Source organism: Streptomyces sp. NPDC008238 (genome assembly GCF_042956445.1).
GTDB lineage: Bacteria > Actinomycetota > Actinomycetes > Streptomycetales > Streptomycetaceae > Actinacidiphila.
Genome location: NZ_JBIBGK010000030.1, coordinates 5,695 through 25,655, shown reverse-complemented (window position 1 = coordinate 25,655; position 19,961 = coordinate 5,695). Strand labels below are relative to the sequence as shown.

The following is a 19,961-nucleotide window of genomic DNA, read 5'->3' as shown; positions in this document are numbered from 1 at the left end:
GCGGTTTGTCAGTGCGGCGAGGCAGGATGGATGGCATGTCGCGACGGAGCACCGGAGGCACCCCGCAGGAGCAGGATCCCGCGGGGGCCCTCGACGTGTTCGCCCCCGCCACGCGTGCGTGGTTCACGGGGGCCTTCAACGCGCCCACCGCCGCCCAGGCGGGGGCGTGGCGGGCGATCGCCGGCGGGTCGGACGTGCTCGTGGTGGCCCCCACCGGCTCCGGGAAGACGCTCGCGGCGTTCCTCGCCGCCCTGGACCGGCTGGCGTCGACGCCACCGCCCGCCGAGGCCAAGCGCCGCTGCCGCGTGCTGTACGTGTCGCCGCTGAAGGCCCTCGCCGTCGACGTGGAGCGGAACCTGCGCAGCCCGCTGACCGGTCTGCGGCACGAGTCCGTACGGCTGGGGCTGCCGGAGCCGGAGGTGCGGGTGGGGATCCGCTCGGGCGACACCCCGGCCGCCGAGCGGCGCGCGCTCGCGACCCGGCCGCCGGACATCCTGATCACGACCCCCGAGTCGCTGTTCCTGATGCTGACCTCCTCGACGAGGGAGTCGTTGCGCGGCGTCGAGACCGTGATCCTGGACGAGGTGCACGCCGTCGCCGGAACGAAGCGGGGCGCGCATCTGGCGCTGTCGCTGGAGCGGCTGGACGAGCTGCTGGAGCGCCCCGCGCGGCGGATCGGCCTGTCGGCGACGGTCCGCCCGGTGGACGAAGTGGCGCGCTTCCTGTCGCCGCAGCGCAAGGTGACGGTCGTCCAGCCGCCGTCGCAGAAGGAGTTCGACCTGTCGGTGGTCGTCCCCGTCGAGGACCTGGGCGAGCTCGGCGGCTCCCCTGCCACCGAGGGCGACGACCCGCGGCCGTCGATCTGGCCGCACGTCGAGGAGCGCATCGCCGACCTGGTGCAGGACCACCGCTCCACCATCGTCTTCGCCAACTCGCGCCGTCTGGCCGAGCGGTTGTGCAACCGGCTCAACGAGATCGCGTACGAGCGGGCCACCGGCGAGCCCCTGCCCGAGGGGGCGCCGCCCGCGGAGATCATGGCGCAGTCGGGTGCGGCGCAGGGGGCGCCGCCGGTGCTGGCCAGGGCGCACCACGGCTCGGTCTCCAAGGAGCAGCGCGCCCTGGTCGAGGAGGACCTCAAGGCCGGGCGGCTGCCGGCCGTCGTCGCCACGTCCAGCCTGGAGCTGGGCATCGACATGGGTGCGGTCGACCTGGTCGTGCAGGTGGAGTCGCCGCCGTCGGTGGCGTCCGGGCTGCAGCGGGTGGGCCGGGCCGGGCATCAGGTGGGGGCGGTCTCGACGGGCGTGGTCTTCCCCAAGTACCGCGGCGACCTGGTGCAGTCGGCGGTCGTCACGGAGCGGATGCGGGAGGGCGCGATCGAGGCGCTGCGCGTGCCGGCCAATCCCCTGGACGTCCTGGCGCAGCAACTGGTCGCGATGACGGCGCTGGACACGTGGGACGTCGACGAACTGCTGGCGGTGGTGCGCCGGGCCGCGCCCTTCGCGGCGCTTCCGCACTCGGCGTTCGCCGCGGTGCTGGACATGCTGGCCGGGCGCTACCCGTCCGACGCCTTCGCCGAGCTGCGCCCGCGCTTGGTGTGGGACCGGGTGGCGAACACCGTGACGGGCCGGCCGGGCGCGCAGCGTCTGGCGGTCACCTCGGGCGGCACGATCCCCGACCGCGGGCTGTTCGGGGTTTTCCTGGCCGGCGCCGACCCGAAGAAGGGCGGCGGCCGGGTCGGCGAGCTGGACGAGGAGATGGTCTACGAGTCCCGGGTGGGCGACGTCTTCACCCTGGGCACGACCTCGTGGCGGATCGAGGACATCACCCGCGACCGGGTGCTGGTCTCGCCCGCCCCGGGCGTGCCGGGGCGGCTGCCGTTCTGGAAGGGCGACCAGCTCGGCCGTCCGCTGGAGCTGGGCCGCGCGCTCGGCGCCTTCCTGCGCGAGGTCGCCGCCCTGGCGCCGGAGAAGGGCCGGGCACGGCTGGCCGCGGCGGGCCTCGACCCGTGGGCGGTCGACAATGTGCTGGCCTACCTGGAGGAACAGCGCAAGGCCTGCGGCCACGTACCCGACGACCGCACCATCGTGGTGGAGCGCTTCCGCGACGAGCTGGGCGACTGGCGGGTGGTCGTCCACTCCCCCTTCGGCGCCCAGGTCCACGCCCCGTGGGCGCTCGCGCTGGGCGCCCGGCTCGGTGAGCGGTACGGCTTCGACGCGCAGGTGATGCACGCCGACGACGGCATCGTGCTGCGCCTGCCGGACGCGGACCTGATGGGCCTTGACCTGCTGGACGTGGACCCGGCCCGGCAGGGCGCCGAGTACGACACGGAGCAGTCACCGGTCGGTGCCGCGGACGTCGCCTTCGACAAGGGCGAGGTGGAACAACTGGTCACCGACCAGGTCGGCGGTTCCGCGTTGTTCGCGTCCCGCTTCCGGGAGTGCGCGGCCCGGGCGCTGCTGCTGCCCCGCCGCGACCCGGGCCGGCGCACCCCGCTGTGGCAGCAGCGCCAGCGGGCCGCGCAGTTGCTCCAGGTGGCCTCGGAGTTCGGTTCGTTCCCGATCGTGCTGGAGGCCGTCCGCGAGTGCCTGCAGGACGTCTTCGACGTCCCCGGGCTGGTCGAGCTGATGGGCGACATCGAGTCCCGCAAGGTGCGGCTGGTCGAGGTGACGACGCCCGAGCCGTCGCCGTTCGCCAAGTCGCTGCTCTTCGGTTACGTCGCGCAGTTCCTGTACGAGGGCGACTCGCCGCTGGCCGAGCGGCGCGCCGCGGCGCTCTCGCTGGACTCCCGGCTGCTCGCGGAGCTGCTGGGCCAGGCCGAGCTGCGTGAACTGCTCGACGCCGACGTCATGGTGGAGCTGGAGAGCGAGCTGCAGTGGCTCACCGAGGACCGGCGGATCAAGGGCCCCGAGGGCGTCGCCGACCTGCTGCGGGTGCTGGGCCCGCTGGACGACGCCGAGCTGGCGGTGCGCGGAGCGGAGCCGGGCTGGGCGGCCGGGCTGGAGGGGGCGCGCCGGGCGATCAGGGTCCGTGTCGCGGGCGCCGACCGCTGGGCCGCCGTGGAGGACGCCGGGCGGCTGCGGGACGCGCTCGGCACCGCGCTGCCCGTCGGGGTGCCGGAGGCCTTCACCGAGCCCGTCAAGGACCCCCTGGCGGATCTGCTGGCCCGCTACGCCCGTACCCACGGCCCGTTCACCTCGGCCGAGGCCGCCCACCGCTTCGGTCTGGGCACCGCCGTCGCCGACGGCACCCTGCACCGGCTCGCCGCGTCCGGCCGGGTCGTCCAGGGTGAGTTCCGGCCGGGCGGCGCGGGCCACGAGTGGTGCGACGCCGGCGTGCTGCGGCGGCTGCGGCGGCGCTCGCTGGCGGCGCTGCGGCACGAACTGGAACCCGTGCCGCCGACCACCCTGGCCACCTTCCTGCCGCAGTGGCAGCATGTGGGCACGCACGGCCTGCGCGGCGTCGACGGCCTGGTGCGGGCCGTGGAGCAGCTCCAGGGCGCCGCGGTGCCCGCCTCGGCCCTGGAGAAGCTCGTCCTGCCGGCCCGCGTGGCGGACTACACCCCGGCGATGCTGGACGAGCTCACCTCGGCGGGCGAGATCGTGTGGGCCGGGGCCGGCGCCCTGCAGGGCAAGGACGGCTGGCTGGCGCTGTACCTCGCCGACACCGCCCCCCTGCTGCTGCCCCAGCCGCAGCCCCTGGAGCTCTCCCCGGTGCACCACGCCGTCCTGGACGGGCTCTCCGGCGGCTACGGACTGTTCTTCCGGCAGCTCTCCGAACAGGTCCGCGCCGCCGGGCACGAGCTGTCCGATCCGGAACTCGCCGAGGTGGTCTGGGAGCTGGCCTGGTCGGGCCGGCTGACCAACGACACCCTCGCGCCGCTGCGAGCCCTGCTCGGCTCCGGCCGTACGGCGGGCTCCACCGCGCACCGGGCGCCGCGCGCGGTGCCCCGCGGCCGCTACGGCGCCTTCACGGCCCGTACCGGCCGCCCCGCGCCCCGGGTGACGGCCTCGCGGGGCGGCCCGCCGACGACCGCCGGTCGCTGGTCCCTGGTGCCGGCCGTGGAGTCCGACGCGACGCACCGGGCGCACGCGCTCACCCACACCCTGCTCGACCGGCACGGCGTGGTCACCCGGGGCGCGGTGGCCGCCGAGGGCGTGGAGGGCGGCTTCTCGGCCGCGTACCGCGTGCTGTCGGCCTTCGAGGAGACCGGCCAGGCGCGCCGCGGCTACGTCGTGGAGGGCCTGGGCGCGGCCCAGTTCGCGATGGACGGGGCTGTGGACCGCCTGCGGGCCATCAGCAACGCGCGGGATCGCGACGACGCGCGGCACGACAAGGCCCGCACCGTGGTGCTGGCCGCCGCCGATCCGGCCAACGCCTACGGTGCCGCCCTGCCCTGGCCCGAGCAGCCCGCGGGGGTGACCCACCGGCCTGGACGCAAGGCGGGGGCCTTGGTCGTCCTGGTCGACGGGGAGCTCACGCTGTACGTGGAGCGCGGCGGCAAGACACTGCTGGCCTGGCCCGGCCCGTCCGGGGCGGAGGGCGACGGAGGGGGAGGCGGCGGCGCGGACGCGGAGCGGCTGCAGGCGGCCGCCGACGCGCTCGCCCTGGCCGTACGGGACGGCGCGCTCGGCCGGCTCACGGTGGAGCGCACCAACGGCGAGTCCGCTCTCACCTCGGTGCTCGGCCGCGCCCTGGAGGCGGCCGGCTTCCACGCGACACCCCGCGGCCTGCGGCTGCGGGCCTGACCGGGAACCACAGACAGGAACAGGGGGATCCGTGCCCGAGGGCGACACGATCTGGCTGGCCGCGCACCGACTGCACTGGGCGCTGGCGGGGCACGTGCTGCTCCGGGCCGATCTGCGCGTGCCGCGCCTGGCGACGGCCGACCTGTCGGGACGCCGTGTGGAGGAGGTCGTGGCCCGCGGCAAGCACCTGCTGATCCGGGTCGAGGGCGGGCTGAGCCTCCACTCGCACCTGCGCATGGACGGTTCCTGGCAGTTGTACGCGCCCGGTGAGCGCTGGCGGGGCGGCCCCGACCACCAGGTCAGGGCGGTCCTCGCCAACGCCGAGCGGGTCGCGGTCGGTTACCGGCTGCCCGTCCTGGAGCTGCTGCGCACCACCGAGGAGGACCGGGCGGTCGGCCACCTCGGCCCGGATCTGCTCGGCCCGGACTGGGATCCGCAGGAGGCGCTGCGCCGGCTGACCGCCGACCCGGCGCGGCCGGTCGGGGACGCGCTGCTGGACCAGCGCAATCTCGCCGGCATAGGCAACGTCTACAAGTGCGAGTTGTGCTTCCTGCGCGGCGTCACGCCCTGGATGCCGGTCGGCGAGGTCGCCGAGCCCGAGCGGATGGTCGAGCTCGCCAGGAAACTGCTGCAGGCCAACAAGACCCGGCACGGCCACATCACCACCGGCGACACCCGGCGCGGCCGGACGCACTGGGTGTACGGCCGCGGCCGGCACGAGTGCCTGCGCTGCGGGACGGCGATCCGCGTCGCCGAACTGGGGCCGACCGGCCAGACCCGGGTGACGTACTGGTGCCCGCGCTGCCAGCGCGGTCCCGCACCGGCGCCCGCGGCCGCCCCGGGGCCGCGGTCACACTGATTGACGGCCCGTCAGATCCGGTCGTACCGTCGCCGCATGACCGTACCGGCGTACGACCTCACCGGGCGCACCGTCCTGGTCACCGGCGCCGCCGGCGGGATCGGAAGGGCCTCGGCGCTGCTGCTGGCCCAGGCCGGGGCCACCGTCGTCTGCGCGGACGTGGACGGGCCCGGCGTCCGGCACACCGCCGAGCTGGCCGTGAAGGCCGGCGGCACGGCGGAGGCCCGCACCGTGGACGTCACCGACCGCGCGCAGGTGGCGGAGGCCGTCGAGGCCACCGTGGCCGCCCACGGCCGGCTGGACGTACTGGCGGCCATCGCCGGCGTCATGCACTCCAGCACCGTCCTGGAGACCGACGACGCCGACCTGGACCGGGTGCTGTCGGTGAACTTCAAGGGCGTGCTGCACTGCGCCCGCGAGGCCGCCCGCCCGATGGCCGAGCGCGGTGCCGGCAGCATCGTCACCATGGCCTCCGGCGCCATCGACACCGGCGCCCGCGGGCTGCTCTGCTACAGCGTCTCCAAGGCCGCCGTCGTCCAGCTCACCCGGACCCTGGCCACGGAGCTGGGGCCCCGCGGGGTCCGGGCCAACGCCGTGGCGCCCGGCTTCGTCCGCACGCCGATGACGAGCCACTACGGCACCGGCCCGGACGGCCGCTTCGACGAGCGTGCCCAGGCCCGCGCCAAGGAGGCGCTGGTGCGCGCCGCGCCCCTGGGCCGTGTGGGCGACCCGCTGGACGTGGCGCACACCGTGCTCTTCCTGGCCTCCGACGCCTCAGCCTTCACGACCGGCCAGATCCTGCGCCCCAACGGGGGCGTCGTCATGCCCTGGTAGTGACTGACTTCGGGGTCCTGGGAGTCTTCCCGGCAACCCTCCCGGCGCCGGGCCCTCAACCTCACGGACGGCCGCCCGGCGGGCGGATGACGATCCTCGTGACCACCTCGCCGTGTGCAGGGGGACGATGCTGAGTCCCCAGCCCCCGGCGACGACCAGGCCCTCGAAGGAGCCTGCCTGCGCGGGTTGGACGACGAGCCTCACCAGGGCCCACCACCACACCACACCCGCGACCAAAGCGATCGCCCAGCGGACCGGCCGCCGGGCCCACAGCTCGTGAAACAGGCGGAGAACAAGCATGGCCGCCTCCTTCGGAGCCCCGAGGTTGCGGCGGGAATCACCAGGGACCCAATCCCGGGCTTTCCCCGTACACAGGTGCGATCCCCTGCCCACAAGATCTCTAGACCTGCGCCGCCCCACCCCGCACGACGTTCACCCGGAAGGAGTACACGTACGGCTACTACCTGCGACATTCCGCGGGCCGAAGGCAACCCACGGCAACGGACACCGGGGCACGGACGGACCCGACGGACCCGACCGCCTAGACGTTCTCGGCCTGGAACATCCAGTGGTGCTTCTCGAGCTCGGCGGCGAGGCCGATCAGGATGTCCTGACTCACGGGATCGGGCTTCTCCGTCGCCACGATCCCCTCGCGCACCCGCCGGATGACGGCGTCGAGCCCGGCGATCATGACCGCGACCACCTTCTCGTCCTTGATCCAGCCGTCCGGCACCTCGTCGATCCTGCTGCTCTTGGACACCGTCCCGGCGCGCCCGTCCGGCGTCACCCCGATCGCGGCCGCCCGTTCCGCGACGGCGTCGGCGTAGGTCCGCGCGGTGGTGACCACGTCGTCGAGCTGGAGGTGGACCGACCGGAACCGTGCCCCGACCACGTTCCAGTGCACCTGCTTGGCGACGAGCGACAGGTCGATGAGGTCGCTGAGGGTGTGCTGCAGGGCCTCGCCCACGATCTTGCGGTCGGCCTCGGGCAGCGTGCTCTTCACGACGGTCATGCTGCTCCTCCTCGGGAATTGCCTGGTGTCACGGGACCACCTCCACGGCGGCCCCGCCACAAGGTCGCCTTCCCCGGATCAGCGGGCCAAACGCGGACCGGAACGCAGACGGGTACGCACACCGACCGCGGACCGGCCGCGGACCGACAGCAGCCCTCACGCGGACACGCCGTGGCCCCGGCCGGTTCGCGCACCGGCCGGGGCCACGGTTGGGAACTGCTTGGTGTCGCTCAGGCCGCGACGACGTCCACGGCCTCGGTGGGCGCCTTCGGCGCCTTGATGGTGACCCGCTCGTCCGGACCGGACGGTACGGACGGAACCGCGCCCAGCAGCGGCCGCATAGGCGCGGCTGCCGACTCGACAGCAGCCGACTCGGCGAGTTCGGCAAGCGCCAGATCGTCGCTGACCTCCCGCATCACCTCGGACATCGGGACGTCCAAGGCGTCACAGATCGCGGAGAGCAGTTCGGAGGAAGCCTCCTTCTGCCCTCGTTCGACCTCCGACAGATAGCCCAGGGAGACCCGGGCGGATGAGGAGACCTCACGCAGGGTGCGGCCCTGACGCTGGCGCTGCCGACGCAGCACGTCACCGAGCAGGCGACGGAGCAGAATCATCGGTGGCTCCCTCCTCGGACCGCGAATTCGCAACCTTCTTGCCCCACCGTACCGCCTCCGACACCGGCCGTGCGGGGAGCGATGACGTGTTCACTCAGGGCTGCAAACATCCCTGCCCCCCGCTGTCTTCCCTACCCTTCGCCGCCGGGGATTCGCCGGGTGTTCCCCGGCCCGTCAGAAGCGTCTGCTGCAAGAGGGTCAGAACGGCGTTCACGGTGGTGGTACGGATGGCGGCACGGTCGCCGTTCAACTGCAGTCTCTCGCACCGCGAGCCGGTCGGCCCGGCGACCGCCACGAAGACCGTCCCCACCGGCTGCCCGTCCTGCGGGTCGGGGCCGGCGACACCGGTGGTGGCGAGCCCCCAGTCGGCGCGCAGCACGCGCCGCACGCCCTCCGCCATCCCCCGCGCGACGTCCGGGTCGACGGCTCCGCGTTCGGCCAGCAGCGTGCCGTCCACGCCCAGCACGTCCCGCTTGAGCTCGGTGGCGTAGGCGGTGATCGAGCCGCGGAAGGACCGGGAGGCGCCCGGGACCGAGGTCAGCTCCGCCGCCACCAGGCCGCCGGTCAGCGACTCGGCGACGGCGAGCCACTCCTGCCGCGTCTCCAGCAGTCCGAGGACCTCGGCGGCGGCGTTCACGCGCCCTGTCCCTGCTCCTCCGGGAGCGCCGGCGGGACGTCGTCCGCGGGCTCCCCCTCGGTCCCGTCCGCAGTCCCGTCCGCCCGGCGCGCGGCGGCCGTGCGCTGCGCCGCGAGCCCGGCCCGGCGCATGACGACCGCCTGGCGCACGTAGTCCAGGCCCGTCACGACCGTGAGCACCACCGCGGCGCCCATCAGCACCGCCCGCAGCGTCGCCAGCGGCCCGGTGAGGACCAGGATGTACATGCCGACGGCGACGCCCTGGGTGAGCGTCTTCAGCTTGCCGCCGCGGCTGGCCGGGATGACGCCCCAGCGGATCACCCAGAACCGCATCAGGGTGATGCCCAGCTCACGGAAGAGGATCACCGCGGTGACCCACCACGGCAGGTCCCCGAGGGCGGACAGCCCGATCAGCGCCGCGCCCATGATCGCCTTGTCGGCGATCGGGTCGGCGATCTTGCCGAAGTCGGTGACCAGCCCGTAGCGGCGGGCCAGCTCGCCGTCGAAGAGGTCGGTGATCATCGCGATGGCGAACGCGGCCCACGCGAAGGAGCGCCAGGCCGGGTCGTGGCCGTCCTCGTGCACCAGCAGGGCGACGAAGCCCGGCACCAGCAGCAGCCGCACCATCGTAAGGACGTTGGCGATGTTCCACAGCGACGGCCGCCGGACCGCGGTCGCCGGGACGGCGGGTGCGGACCGGTGGTCGCCGGCGGCGGACGCCGGGACTCCCGTCATCTGCGCGCCTCCTCCGTCGTGCCGAGCGGCTCCGCGACGAGGTCGACGCCTTCGGTGTCCACCACCTTCGCCACGACGAACGTACCGGGCGCCAGGCCCGCGTGGGAGGTCAGGACGACCTGGCCGTCGGTCTCCGGCGCCTGGTGGGCGCCCCGGCCGACCGCCCCCTCCTCCTCGTCGACGGACTCGACGAGCACGTGCACCGTCGAGCCCAGCCGCTCCTCGGCACGCTGCGCGGTCAGCTCCTCGGCCAGCCGGGACACCCGGGCCAGCCGCTCGGCGACCACGTCCTCGTCGAGCTTGTCCTCGTAGCCGGCCGCCTCCGTGCCCTCCTCGTCGGAGTAGCCGAAGACGCCGATGGCGTCCAGTCTTGCGGCGCCGAGGAAGCGCTCCAGCTCCTCCAGGTCCGCCTCTGACTCGCCCGGGAAGCCGACGATGAAGTTGGAGCGGACCCCGGCCTCCGGCGCCTTGGAGCGGATGGTGTCGAGCAGCTCCAGGAACCGCCCGGTGTCGCCGAAGCGGCGCATCGCGCGCAGCACCCCGGGGGCGGAGTGCTGGAAGGACAGGTCGAAGTACGGGGCGACCTTCGGCGTCGAGGTCAGCGCGTCGATCAGGCCCGGGCGCATCTCTGCGGGCTGCAGGTAGCTGACCCGGATCCGCTCGATGCCGTCGACGGCGGCCAGCTCCGGCAGCAGCGTCTCCAGCAGCCGGATGTCGCCGAGGTCCTTGCCGTACGAGGTGTTGTTCTCGCTGACCAGCATGACCTCCTTGACGCCCTGCTCGGCCAGCCAGCGGGTCTCGCCGAGGACGTCCGAGGGGCGGCGGGAGATGAACGACCCCCGGAAGGACGGGATGGCGCAGAAGGAGCAGCGGCGGTCGCAGCCGGAGGCGAGCTTCACCGAGGCGACCGGACTGCTGTCCAGACGGCGGCGGAGCGGGGCACGCGGCCCCGAGGCGGGGGCGACGCCCTCGGGCAGGTCCTCGGGGGCGGGAGCGGGCTCCTCGGCGGTCTGCGCGTGGCCGGGCAGCGCGACCTCGCCGGCGGCCTGCCGGGCGGCCGGGCTGATCGGCAGCAGCTTGCGGCGGTCACGCGGGGTGTGCGAGGCGTGGACGCCGCCGGAGAGGATCGTCTGCAGGCGGTCGGAGATGTTCGCGTAGTCGTCGAAGCCGAGCACGCCGTCGGCCTCGGGCAGGGCCTCGGCCAGCTCCTTGCCGTAGCGCTCGGCCATGCAGCCGACCGCGACAACGGCCTGGGTGCGCCCCCGGCCCTTGAGGTCGTTGGCCTCCAGCAGGGCGTCGACGGAGTCCTTCTTGGCGGCCTCGACGAAGCCACAGGTGTTCACGACGGCCACGTCTGCGACGGCGGCGTCCTCGACGAGCTGCCACCCGTCCGCCGCCAGACGGCCGGCGAGCTCCTCGGAATCCACCTCGTTACGGGCGCAGCCGAGCGTGACAAGAGCGACGGTACGGGGTTCGGACATAGGCTCAGCCTACTTTGTCCCTGACGGGGCTCCGACGCGCAGCGGCGCCCGGCGCGGGGACTGGTGTCCCGCGCCGGGCGCCGCCGTGCCGTGCGCGCCCGTGGAACCGGGCGTCACCCTGCTTCCGGGTCGCCGGGGGTGAAGGTGAGGCGCTGGACCTGACCGGGGTCACCCGCCGGGCCGAGGTCCTTGCCGTTGACGAAGAGGTTGACCGCGCCCGCGTTGCCGATGATCAGGTTGATCTTGCTCTTGTCGGTGAAGGTCTTGGAGTCGCCCGGCTCCAGGCTGCCCTGGAAGAGCTGCCTTCCGTTGCTGTCCACCGCCTGGATCCAGCTCTTGGCGTCGGGGGCGGTGAGCTTGACGGTGACCTTGTCCGCCGGGGCGGCCGCGATCGCGCTGTCGGACTCCTCGGGCCTCGGCGCGGTGCTCGTGCGGTCACCGGACGGGGTGGCCGCCGGGCTCACCGCGCTCGGCTTGCCCGCCACCGGCTCCTTGCCGCCTTCCTCGCCCCCGCTGAAGAGGGTGAATCCGACGAAGCCGACGACGGCGACGATCGCCGCCACCATGGCGGCGGTCCAGTTGGGGCGGCGCGGCTCGGAACGCATCCGCTCCGCCTCGTACAGCGGCGCCACGGGGGTCGGGGCGGGCGCACCGCCGTGCTCCGCCGAGAACTGCTCGATCAGGGCCTCGGGATCGAGGCCCACGGCGCGTGCGATCGCCCGGATGTGGCCGCGGGCGTACACGTCGCCGCCGCAGCGGGAGAAATCGTCCTGCTCGATCGCGTGCACGATGGGCGCGCGCACACGCGTGGTGTTGCTGACCTCGTCGACGGTCAGGCCCGCGGCGACGCGGGCCTGGGCGAGGGCACGACCGACCGGGATCCGGTCGTCGGGGGGCGGGTTGCCGATGGACACGGGGGCGCCTTTCGAGCGTGTAGCCACCTGCTGGAGACTCAGTCTAGGGGGGTGTGCAAAAGGACGGGCAAGCGGGCGGGCGTTGTTTGTCCGCCATCAGGATTGCCGTCTCTCCCGGCGCCGATGACAGTCGGCCATACGCCTTCCCCCTGCACTAACTTGACGTACGGGCGGGAGCAACGGTTGCGTCCAGCCCACTTACGAGTGAGCCACGAAATGGCTACGAACCGGCCTCGCCGCGGAGCACGGCGAGCACTCCGTCCATCTCGTCCGGCTTGACCAGTACGTCGCGGGCCTTCGACCCCTCGCTGGGGCCGACGATCCCGCGCGATTCCATCAGGTCCATGAGCCTGCCCGCTTTCGCGAAACCGACACGCAGTTTGCGCTGGAGCATCGAAGTCGAGCCGAATTGCGTGGAGACGACGAGTTCCGCGGCCTGGCACAACAGGTCCAGGTCGTCGCCGATCTCCTCGTCGACCTCCTTCTTCGGTCCCGAGCCGACGACCACGTCGTCGCGGTAGGCGGGCGTCAACTGCGCCTTGCAGTGGGCGACGAGGGCGTGGATCTCGTCCTCGGTGACGAAGGCGCCCTGCATGCGCACCGGCTTGTTCGCGCCCATGGGCAGGAACAGCCCGTCACCCTTTCCGATCAGCTTCTCGGCGCCGGCCTGGTCGAGGATGACCCGGCTGTCGGCGAGGGAGGAGGTCGCGAAGGCCAGCCGGGAGGGCACGTTGGCCTTGATGAGACCCGTGACGACGTCCACGCTGGGCCGCTGGGTGGCCAGCACCAGGTGGATGCCGGCGGCCCGGGCGAGCTGGGTGATGCGGACGATCGCGTCCTCCACGTCCCGCGGCGCGACCATCATCAGGTCGGCGAGCTCGTCCACGATCACCAGCAGGTAGGGGTACGGGGAGAGCTCGCGCTCACTGCCCTCCGGCGGCTTCGCCTTGCCGCTGCGCACGGCCGCGTTGAAGTCGTCGATGTGCCGGAAGCCGTAGGCGGCCAGGTCGTCGTAGCGCAGGTCCATCTCGCGCACGACCCACTGCAGCGCCTCGGCCGCCCGCTTGGGGTTGGTGATGATCGGGGTGATGAGGTGCGGGATGCCCTCGTACGCGGTCAGCTCGACGCGCTTGGGGTCCACCAGGACCATCCGCACCTCGTCGGGTGTGGCACGCGCCAGGATCGAGGTGATCAGGCAGTTGATGCAGGACGACTTGCCGGACCCGGTGGCCCCCGCGACGAGGATGTGCGGCATGCGCGCGAGGTTGGCCATGACGTAGCCGCCCTCGACGTCCTTGCCGAGGCCCACCGTCATCGGGTGCTCCTCGCCGGCGGCGTCCGCCGAGCGCAGCACGTCGCCGAGGTTGACCATCTCCCGGTCGCTGTTGGGGATCTCGATGCCGACCGCCGACTTGCCGGGGATCGGGCTGATGATCCGCACGTCCGGACTGGCCACGGCGTAGGCGATGTTCTTGGCCAGCGCCGTGATCCGCTCGACCTTGACGGCCTGGCCCAGTTCCACCTCGTAACGCGTCACCGTCGGGCCGCGGGTGAACCCGGTGACCCGGGCGTCCACCTTGAACTGGGAGAAGACGCTCGTCAGCGACTCGACCACGGCGTCGTTGGCGGCGCTTCGGGTGCGCCCGGGACCGCCGCGCTCCAGCAGGTCCAGGGAGGGCAGGCCGTAGGTGATGTCGCCGGACAGCTGGAGTTGTTCGGCGCGCGGCGGCAGCGGCGCGCCCTGCTCGGGCGCCGCGGCCTTGGTGAGGTCGGGCACGGAGGGGCCCGCGGTGTCCTCGGCGGCGCCTTCCTCCGCGGCGTCCCGGCGTTGCGGCAGGGACTGGCTGACGAGGTCCGCCACGACCGAGGAGCCGGGCACACCGTAGGTGAGGGCACCGTCGAGGTCGGCGGCGACGCCGTAGGCGAGGCCGACCGCGTCCAGGCCGTCGCCGGGCGTGAGATCGGGCAGGTCCGTCCGCTCCTGGCGGCGCCTGGAGGAGCGGCGGCGCGACCCCTCCCCGCCGTCCCGGGAGCCGGTCTCCTCCTCCAGCAGGTCGCTGAAGGGCACGGCGTCGTCCTCCGCCGGCGTGGTGCCCTCCTCCTCCACCAGGCCCAGCCGGATGCCGAGTTCGCGCAGCCGCCGGGGAATGGCGTTGACCGGGGTCGCGGTGGTCACCAGCAGCCCGAAGAAGGTGAGCAGCGCCAGCAGCGCCACCGCGAGCGGTGCGCCGACGGTGTAGTCCAGCGGCGCGGACGCCGCCCAGCCGATCAGACCGCCCGCGTCGCGGATCGCGTCGGCGCCCTGGCTGCGGCCGGGGGCACCGCAGCCGATGTGCACCAGCCCCAGTACGCCGACGCTGAGGGTGGTCAGGCCGATGACGATGCGTCCGTTGGCGTCGGACTTCTGCGGATGGCGCATCAGCCGCCACACGACGGCCCCGACGAGGAACGGCACGAGCAGGTCCAGCCGTCCGAACAGCCCGGTGATCAGTATCTCGACGAGGTCGCCCACCGGACCGCGCAGGTCCGACCAGGTACCGGTGGCCACGACCAGCGCGAGGCCGAGCAGCAGCAGCGCCAGCCCGTCCTTGCGGTGCGCCGGGTCGAGCCCGCGCGCGCCGCGCCCGACGCCGCGGAAGAGGGCGCCCACGGTGTGCGCCAGGCCGAGCCACACCGCCCGTGCGAGCCGGTAGACGCCCCCGGTCGGGGACGGCGCGGCCTTCGGCGCGGGTTTGGCCGCCGCCGCCTTGGCAGGCGGCTTCTTGGCCGCCGCCTTCTTCGCGGGGGCCTTCTTCGCCGCGGGCTTGGCCGCAGGTTTGGCGGCAGCCTTCTTGGCGGTGCCGGACGTACGTGAGGCCATGGTGGTGAGGTTACCGTTCCGCCCCGCACACGACACGTGTGGCCACGCATACCGCCATTCGTGTCGTGCCCCTGGTGCGCCAAGGATGACCCTGCATCAACTGGCGCACACGCTTCACTCTTGCGGGGGAATCTTCTTGTCGCCGCCGCCCGTGCCCGGCTCCAGCGCGTCCAGCGCGCGGCGCAGCCCGGTCAGCTTGCGCTCCAGGTGCGCGGCGGTGGCCACCGCTGCGGCGTCCGCGGACTCGTCGAGCTGCTTGGACAGCGCCTCCGCCTGCTCCTCCACGGCGGCGAGCCGCGCGGAGAGCTCGGCGAGCAGGCCGACGGGCTCCCTGGCGCCGTTGCCGCCGGAGCGGGCGCCCTGCTCCAGCTGCAGCCGGAGCAGGGCGGCCTGCTCGCGCAACTGGCAGTTCTTCATGTAGAGCTCGACGAAGACCGACACCTTGGCGCGCAGCACCCACGGGTCGAAGGGCTTGGAGATGTAGTCCACCGCGCCGGCCGCGTAACCGCGGAAGGTGTGGTGCGGCCCGTGGTTGATGGCGGTCAGGAAGATGATCGGGATGTCGCGGGTGCGCTCGCGCCGCTTGATGTGCGCGGCGGTCTCGAAGCCGTCCATGCCCGGCATCTGGACGTCGAGCAGGATCACCGCGAAGTCGTCGGTGAGCAGCGCCTTGAGCGCTTCCTCCCCGGACGATGCCCGCACCAGGGTCTGATCGAGCGCGGAGAGGATGGCCTCCAGCGCCAGCAGATTCTCCGGCCGGTCATCGACCAGGAGGATCTTGGCCTTCTGCACCATGGCCCGCCCTCCTCGCCCCGGCACTGCACCGGTCGCCGCCCCCATGGACGACTCCTGAGTGCCGCCCGTCCTTGTGCCGGTCATGGTAGCCGCACCCCGCTGTCCGCCACACCCTGTCACCGCCATGTCACTGTGCACGTAGCAGAAACGCAAGCGGAGACCAGAAGGTTCCCAGAATGCCGCACTCCCACACCTCTTCACACACGCCGAGTCATGGACATTCACCGTCCGTTGCCCGATCGGTCACCCGACGTGGCGCCGACGCGGCGTCACCTGGACTGCATCCACTGCTCCATCACCGCGAGGAGGTGGTCGGTGTCCACCGGCTTGGCCACGTAGTCGGACGCCCCGGACTCGATGCTCTTCTCCCGGTCGCCCTTCATCGCCTTCGCCGTCAGCGCGATGATCGGCAGCCCGGCGAACTGGGGCATCCTGCGGATCGCCGCCGTGGTCGCGTAACCGTCCATCTCGGGCATCATGATGTCCATCAGTACCACCGCGACGTCGTCGTGCTGCTCCAGGACCTCGATCCCCTCCCGGCCGTTCTCGGCGTACAGCACGGTCAGCCCGTGCTGTTCCAGCACGCTGGTCAGGGCGAAGACGTTGCGGATGTCGTCGTCGACGATGAGCACCTTCTCACCGCTGAACCCGCCCGCGAAGCCGGTGTAGGCGTCGCTGTGCGCGCCCTCCACCCACGACTCGGGCAGCGCGGTGCGCTCGACCGGCCCCGGGGCCGCCGCGGGCCGCTGCGCCGCCGAACGCCGGCGCAGCCGCGCCAGGCTGCTGCCCGCGCCCCGCCCGCGTACGGCGACGTGGCCGTGGGCGGGGGCGTGCAGCGGCTCGGGCGGCGCCCCCTCGAGTTCCGCGGCCTCGCCACCGGGGAGCTGCGGGTAGCCCTGGGGCGGCAGTTCCGTGGTGTTCAGCGGCAGGTAGAGGGTGAAGGTCGAGCCGCGGCCGGGCTGGCTGTCGGCGTGGATCTCGCCGCCGAGCAGCCGGGCGATCTCCCGGCTGATGGACAGGCCCAGGCCCGTACCGCCGTACTTGCGGCTGGTGGTGCCGTCCGCCTGCTTGAACGCCTCGAAGATGACCCGCATCTTGCTCGCGGCGATGCCGATGCCCGTGTCGGTCACCGAGAAGGCGATCAGCGGCTCGTCCGCGCCCCGCAGCGAGCCGGACTCCAGCAACTGCTCCCGGATCGCCTGCGGCACGTCGGGACCGGCCGGCCGGATGACCAGCTCGACGGAACCGCTGTCGGTGAACTTCACCGCGTTCGACAGCAGGTTGCGCAGCACCTGCAGCAGCCGCTGCTCGTCGGTGTGGAGCGTGGCGGGCAGCTCCGGGGAGACCCGCACCGAGAAGTCCAGGCCCTTCTCCGCGGTGAGCGGGCGGAAGGTGGCCTCCACGTAGTCGACCAGCTGCACCAGGGCGATGCGGGTCGGGCTGACGTCCATCTTGCCCGCCTCGACCTTGGACAGGTCCAGGATGTCGTTGATGAGCTGCAGCAGGTCCGAGCCGGCGCCGTGGATCGTCTCGGCGAACTCGACCTGCTTCGGCGAGAGGTTGCCCTCGGCGTTGTCCGCGAGCAGCTTGGCCAGGATGAGCAGCGAGTTGAGCGGGGTGCGCAGCTCGTGCGACATGTTGGCCAGGAACTCGGACTTGTAGCGCATCGAGACCGCCAGCTGCTCGGCGCGCTCCTCCAGGACCTGCCGGGCCTCCTCGATCTCGGTGTTCTTCACCTCGATGTCACGGTTCTGGCGGGCCAGCAGCTCCGCCTTCTCCTCCAGCTCCGTGTTGGAGATCTCCAGCTGCTTCTGCCGGCTCTCCAGCTCCGCCGACCGCTCCCGCAGCTGCTCGGTCAGCTCCTGCGACTGCTCCAGCAGGTACTCGGTCTTGGTGTTCACGCTGATGGTGTTCACGCTGACCGCGATCATGTCGGTGATCTGGCCGAGGAAGTCCTTCTGGATCTGCGTGAGCGGCTGGAAGGAGGCCAGCTCCATCACGCCCAGCACCCGGTCCTCGAACACCACCGGCAGCACGATGACGTGGGCCGGCGGCGCCTCGCCGAGGCCGGAGGAGATCCTCAGGTAACCCGGCGGCACGTCCTCCACCAGGATGGAGCGCTTCTCGACCGCGGCCGTGCCGATCAGGCCCTCGCCGGGCAGGAAGACGGTCGGCATCGTCCGCTTGGAGAAGCCGTAAGAGCCGCTCAGCCGCAGCTCGTAGCCCTCGTCGATCTCCTCCCCGCCGGAGGGCTCCTCCGCGATGAAGAAGGCGCCGTGCTGGGCGGAGACCACCGGGGTCAGCTCGCTCATGATGAGCGCCGCCACGTCGTTGAGGTCGCGGCGGCCCTGCATCAGACCGGAGATGCGGGCGAGGTTGCCCTTGAGCCAGTCCTGCTCCTTGTTGGCGAGCGTGGTCTCGCGGAGCCTGACGATCATGGTGTTGATGTAGTCCTGGAGCTCCAGGATCTCGCCCGCCGCGTCCACGTCCGTACGGATGTTGAGGTCGCCACGGGTCACCGCGGTGGCCACCTGGGCGATGTTGCGCACCTGACGGGTCAGGTTGTTCGCCATCAGGTTCACCGATTCGGTGAGGTCCTTCCAGATGCCCGAGACGCCCGGCACGCGCGCCTGGCCGCCCAGGCGGCCCTCGGTGCCCACCTCGCGGGCCACCCGGGTCACCTGGTCACCGAAGGCCGACAGCTGGTCGACCATCGTGTTGATGGTCGTCTTCAGCTCCAGGATCTCGCCGTGCGCGTCGACGTCGATCTTCTTGGACAGGTCGCCGCGGGCGACCGCGGTGGTGACCATGGCGATGTTGCGGACCTGGCCGGTCAGGTTGGAGGCCATGTTGTTCACCGACTCGGTGAGGTCCTTCCACGAGCCGGACACGCCCGGCACGCGGGCCTGGCCGCCGAGGATGCCGTCGGTGCCCACCTCGCGGGCCACCCGGGTCACCTCGTCACCGAAGGCGGAGAGCGTGTCGACCATCGTGTTGATGGTCTCGGCGAGCTGGGCGACCTCGCCGCGCGCCTCGACGGTGATCTTCTTGGTGAGGTCGCCGTTGGCGACGGCGGTGGCGACGGAGGAGATCGAACGCACCTGGCTGGTCAGGTTGTTGGCCATCAGGTTGACGTTGTCGGTGAGGTCCTTCCAGATGCCGGAGACGTCGCGCACCCGCGCCTGGCCGCCCAGCTGGCCTTCGGTGCCCACCTCGCGGGCCACCCGGGTCACCTCGTCACCGAAGGCGGAGAGCTGGTCGACCATCGTGTTGACGGTGGTGACCAGGGCGAGGATCTCGCCCTTGGCGTCGACGGTGATCTTCTTGGACAGGTCGCCCTGGGCGACCGCGGTGGTGACCTCGGCGATGTTGCGGACCTGCATGGTGAGGTTGTTCGCCATGAAGTTGACGGACTGCGTCAGGTCCTTCCAGGTGCCCGACACGCCCTTCACCTCGGCCTGGCCGCCCAGGATGCCCTCGGTACCCACCTCGCGGGCCACCCGGGTCACTTGCTCGGCGAAGGACGACAGCTGGTCGACCATCGTGTTGAGGACGTTCTTGAGCTCCAGGATCTCGCCGCGCGCGTCGACGTCGATCTTCTGGGAGAGGTCACCGCGGGCCACCGCGGTCGCCACCTGGGCGATGTTGCGGACCTGGGCGGTCAGGTTGCCCGCCATGCCGTTCACGGAGTCGGTGAGGTCCCGCCACACGCCGGCGACGCCCGGCACCTGCGCCTGGCCGCCGAGCCGGCCCTCGGTGCCCACCTCGCGTGCCACCCGGGTCACCTGCTCGGCGAACGAGGACAGCTGGTCCACCATCGTGTTGATGGTGTTCTTCAGCTCCAGGATCTCGCCGCGCGCGTCGACGTCGACCTTCTGGGAGAGGTCACCGCGGGCCACCGCCGTCGTCACCTGGGCGATCTGGCGGACCTGCGAGGTGAGGTTGCCCGCCATGAAGTTGACGGAGTCCGTCAGCTCCTTCCACACGCCGCTGACGCCGTCGACCCGGGCCTGACCGCCGAGGCGGCCCTCCGTGCCCACGTCCCGGGCCATGCGCGTGACCTGTCCGGCGAACGAGGACAGCTGGTCCACCATGCGGTTCACGGTGTTCTTCAGCTCCAGCATCTCGCCGGAGACGTCCACCGTGACCTTCTGCGACAGGTCGCCGTTGGCGACCGCCGTCGTCACCTGCGCGATGTTGCGGACCTGGCCGGTCAGGTTGCGGAACGCGGTGTTCACCGAATCGGTGAGGTCCTTCCACAGACCCGCCGCACCCGGCACCTGCGCCTGGCCGCCCAGCTCGCCCTCGACGCCCACCTCACGCGCCACCCGGGTCACCTCGGCACCGAAGGCCGACAGCTGGTCCACCATCGTGTTGACGGTGTTCTTCAGCTCCAGCATCTCGCCGGAGACGTCCACCGTGACCTTCTGCGACAGGTCGCCGTTGGCGACCGCCGTCGTCACCTGCGCGATGTCC

Annotated in this window: 12 protein-coding genes; 3 read left to right on the top strand and 9 right to left on the bottom strand. The window is 72.4% G+C overall.

Annotated elements, in window-relative coordinates; all coding sequences use genetic code 11:
* Positions 1 to 35: 35 nt before the first annotated feature.
* Genes ACFZAU_RS35800 through ACFZAU_RS35790 form a run of 3 tightly spaced genes read left to right on the top strand, consistent with a single transcriptional unit; the run spans position 36 to position 6,438 of the window.
* On the top strand, positions 36 to 4,745 hold the full coding sequence (locus ACFZAU_RS35800) for an ATP-dependent helicase (RefSeq protein WP_500555631.1): 4,710 nt from the start codon (positions 36 to 38) through the stop codon (positions 4,743 to 4,745).
* A 31-nt stretch (positions 4,746 to 4,776) separates the two neighbouring features.
* Entirely contained in the window at positions 4,777 to 5,604 is an 828-nt protein-coding gene (locus tag ACFZAU_RS35795) for a DNA-formamidopyrimidine glycosylase family protein (RefSeq protein ID WP_500555630.1), read from the top strand.
* A 36-nt stretch (positions 5,605 to 5,640) separates the two neighbouring features.
* Positions 5,641 to 6,438, top strand: coding sequence for an SDR family NAD(P)-dependent oxidoreductase (locus ACFZAU_RS35790; RefSeq protein WP_500555629.1), 798 nt, complete (start codon positions 5,641 to 5,643; stop codon positions 6,436 to 6,438).
* Positions 6,439 to 6,979: 541 nt separating this feature from the next.
* Here the strand turns inward: ACFZAU_RS35790 and ACFZAU_RS35785 are convergent.
* The 9 genes from ACFZAU_RS35785 to ACFZAU_RS35745 all read right to left on the bottom strand — a co-directional run.
* Complete coding sequence (locus tag ACFZAU_RS35785; RefSeq protein ID WP_500555628.1) at positions 6,980 to 7,450, bottom strand: Dps family protein; 471 nt, start codon at positions 7,448 to 7,450, stop codon at positions 6,980 to 6,982.
* A gap of 230 nt (positions 7,451 to 7,680) precedes the next feature.
* Complete coding sequence (locus ACFZAU_RS35780; protein WP_089228334.1) at positions 7,681 to 8,064, bottom strand: helix-turn-helix domain-containing protein; 384 nt, start codon at positions 8,062 to 8,064, stop codon at positions 7,681 to 7,683.
* 94 nt (positions 8,065 to 8,158) lie between these two features.
* The gene (locus tag ACFZAU_RS35775; protein ID WP_500555627.1) at positions 8,159 to 8,701 is read right to left on the bottom strand and encodes a CinA family protein; all 543 of its coding nucleotides are present in this window, start codon (positions 8,699 to 8,701) and stop codon (positions 8,159 to 8,161) included.
* Positions 8,698 to 9,435 carry a CDP-diacylglycerol--glycerol-3-phosphate 3-phosphatidyltransferase gene (pgsA, locus tag ACFZAU_RS35770; RefSeq protein ID WP_500555626.1) on the bottom strand — a complete coding sequence of 246 codons (738 nt, stop codon included), beginning with the start codon at positions 9,433 to 9,435 and terminating at the stop codon, positions 8,698 to 8,700. Before pgsA ends, ACFZAU_RS35775 begins: the two co-directional genes overlap by 4 nt.
* Positions 9,432 to 10,916 carry a 30S ribosomal protein S12 methylthiotransferase RimO gene (gene rimO, locus ACFZAU_RS35765; RefSeq protein ID WP_500555625.1) on the bottom strand — a complete coding sequence of 495 codons (1,485 nt, stop codon included), beginning with the start codon at positions 10,914 to 10,916 and terminating at the stop codon, positions 9,432 to 9,434. The genes pgsA and rimO overlap by 4 nt, the downstream gene beginning before the upstream one ends.
* A 113-nt stretch (positions 10,917 to 11,029) precedes the next feature.
* Positions 11,030 to 11,830, bottom strand: a complete 801-nt coding sequence (locus ACFZAU_RS35760) for a helix-turn-helix domain-containing protein (protein ID WP_500555624.1) — start codon at positions 11,828 to 11,830, stop codon at positions 11,030 to 11,032.
* 220 nt (positions 11,831 to 12,050) lie between these two features.
* The gene (locus ACFZAU_RS35755) at positions 12,051 to 14,690 is read right to left on the bottom strand and encodes a DNA translocase FtsK (protein WP_500555623.1); all 2,640 of its coding nucleotides are present in this window, start codon (positions 14,688 to 14,690) and stop codon (positions 12,051 to 12,053) included.
* A gap of 114 nt (positions 14,691 to 14,804) precedes the next feature.
* Positions 14,805 to 15,485, bottom strand: coding sequence for a response regulator (locus ACFZAU_RS35750; RefSeq protein WP_500555622.1), 681 nt, complete (start codon positions 15,483 to 15,485; stop codon positions 14,805 to 14,807).
* Positions 15,486 to 15,754: 269 nt separating this feature from the next.
* On the bottom strand, positions 15,755 to 19,961 hold a 4,207-nt coding region (locus tag ACFZAU_RS35745), incomplete at its 5' end, for a HAMP domain-containing protein (RefSeq protein ID WP_500555621.1).

Bases quoted from the DNA above. Each gene is read 5' to 3' on its own strand.
- pgsA (WP_500555626.1), bottom strand. From the start codon at position 9,435: ATGACGGGAGTCCCGGCGTCCGCCGCCGGCGACCACCGGTCCGCACCC.
- ACFZAU_RS35800 (WP_500555631.1), top strand. From the start codon at position 36: ATGTCGCGACGGAGCACCGGAGGCACCCCGCAGGAGCAGGATCCCGCG.
- ACFZAU_RS35780 (WP_089228334.1), bottom strand. From the start codon at position 8,064: ATGATTCTGCTCCGTCGCCTGCTCGGTGACGTGCTGCGTCGGCAGCGC.
- ACFZAU_RS35755 (WP_500555623.1), bottom strand. From the start codon at position 14,690: ATGGCCTCACGTACGTCCGGCACCGCCAAGAAGGCTGCCGCCAAACCT.
- ACFZAU_RS35750 (WP_500555622.1), bottom strand. From the start codon at position 15,485: ATGGTGCAGAAGGCCAAGATCCTCCTGGTCGATGACCGGCCGGAGAAT.
- rimO (WP_500555625.1), bottom strand. From the start codon at position 10,916: ATGTCCGAACCCCGTACCGTCGCTCTTGTCACGCTCGGCTGCGCCCGT.
- ACFZAU_RS35790 (WP_500555629.1), top strand. From the start codon at position 5,641: ATGACCGTACCGGCGTACGACCTCACCGGGCGCACCGTCCTGGTCACC.
- ACFZAU_RS35785 (WP_500555628.1), bottom strand. From the start codon at position 7,450: ATGACCGTCGTGAAGAGCACGCTGCCCGAGGCCGACCGCAAGATCGTG.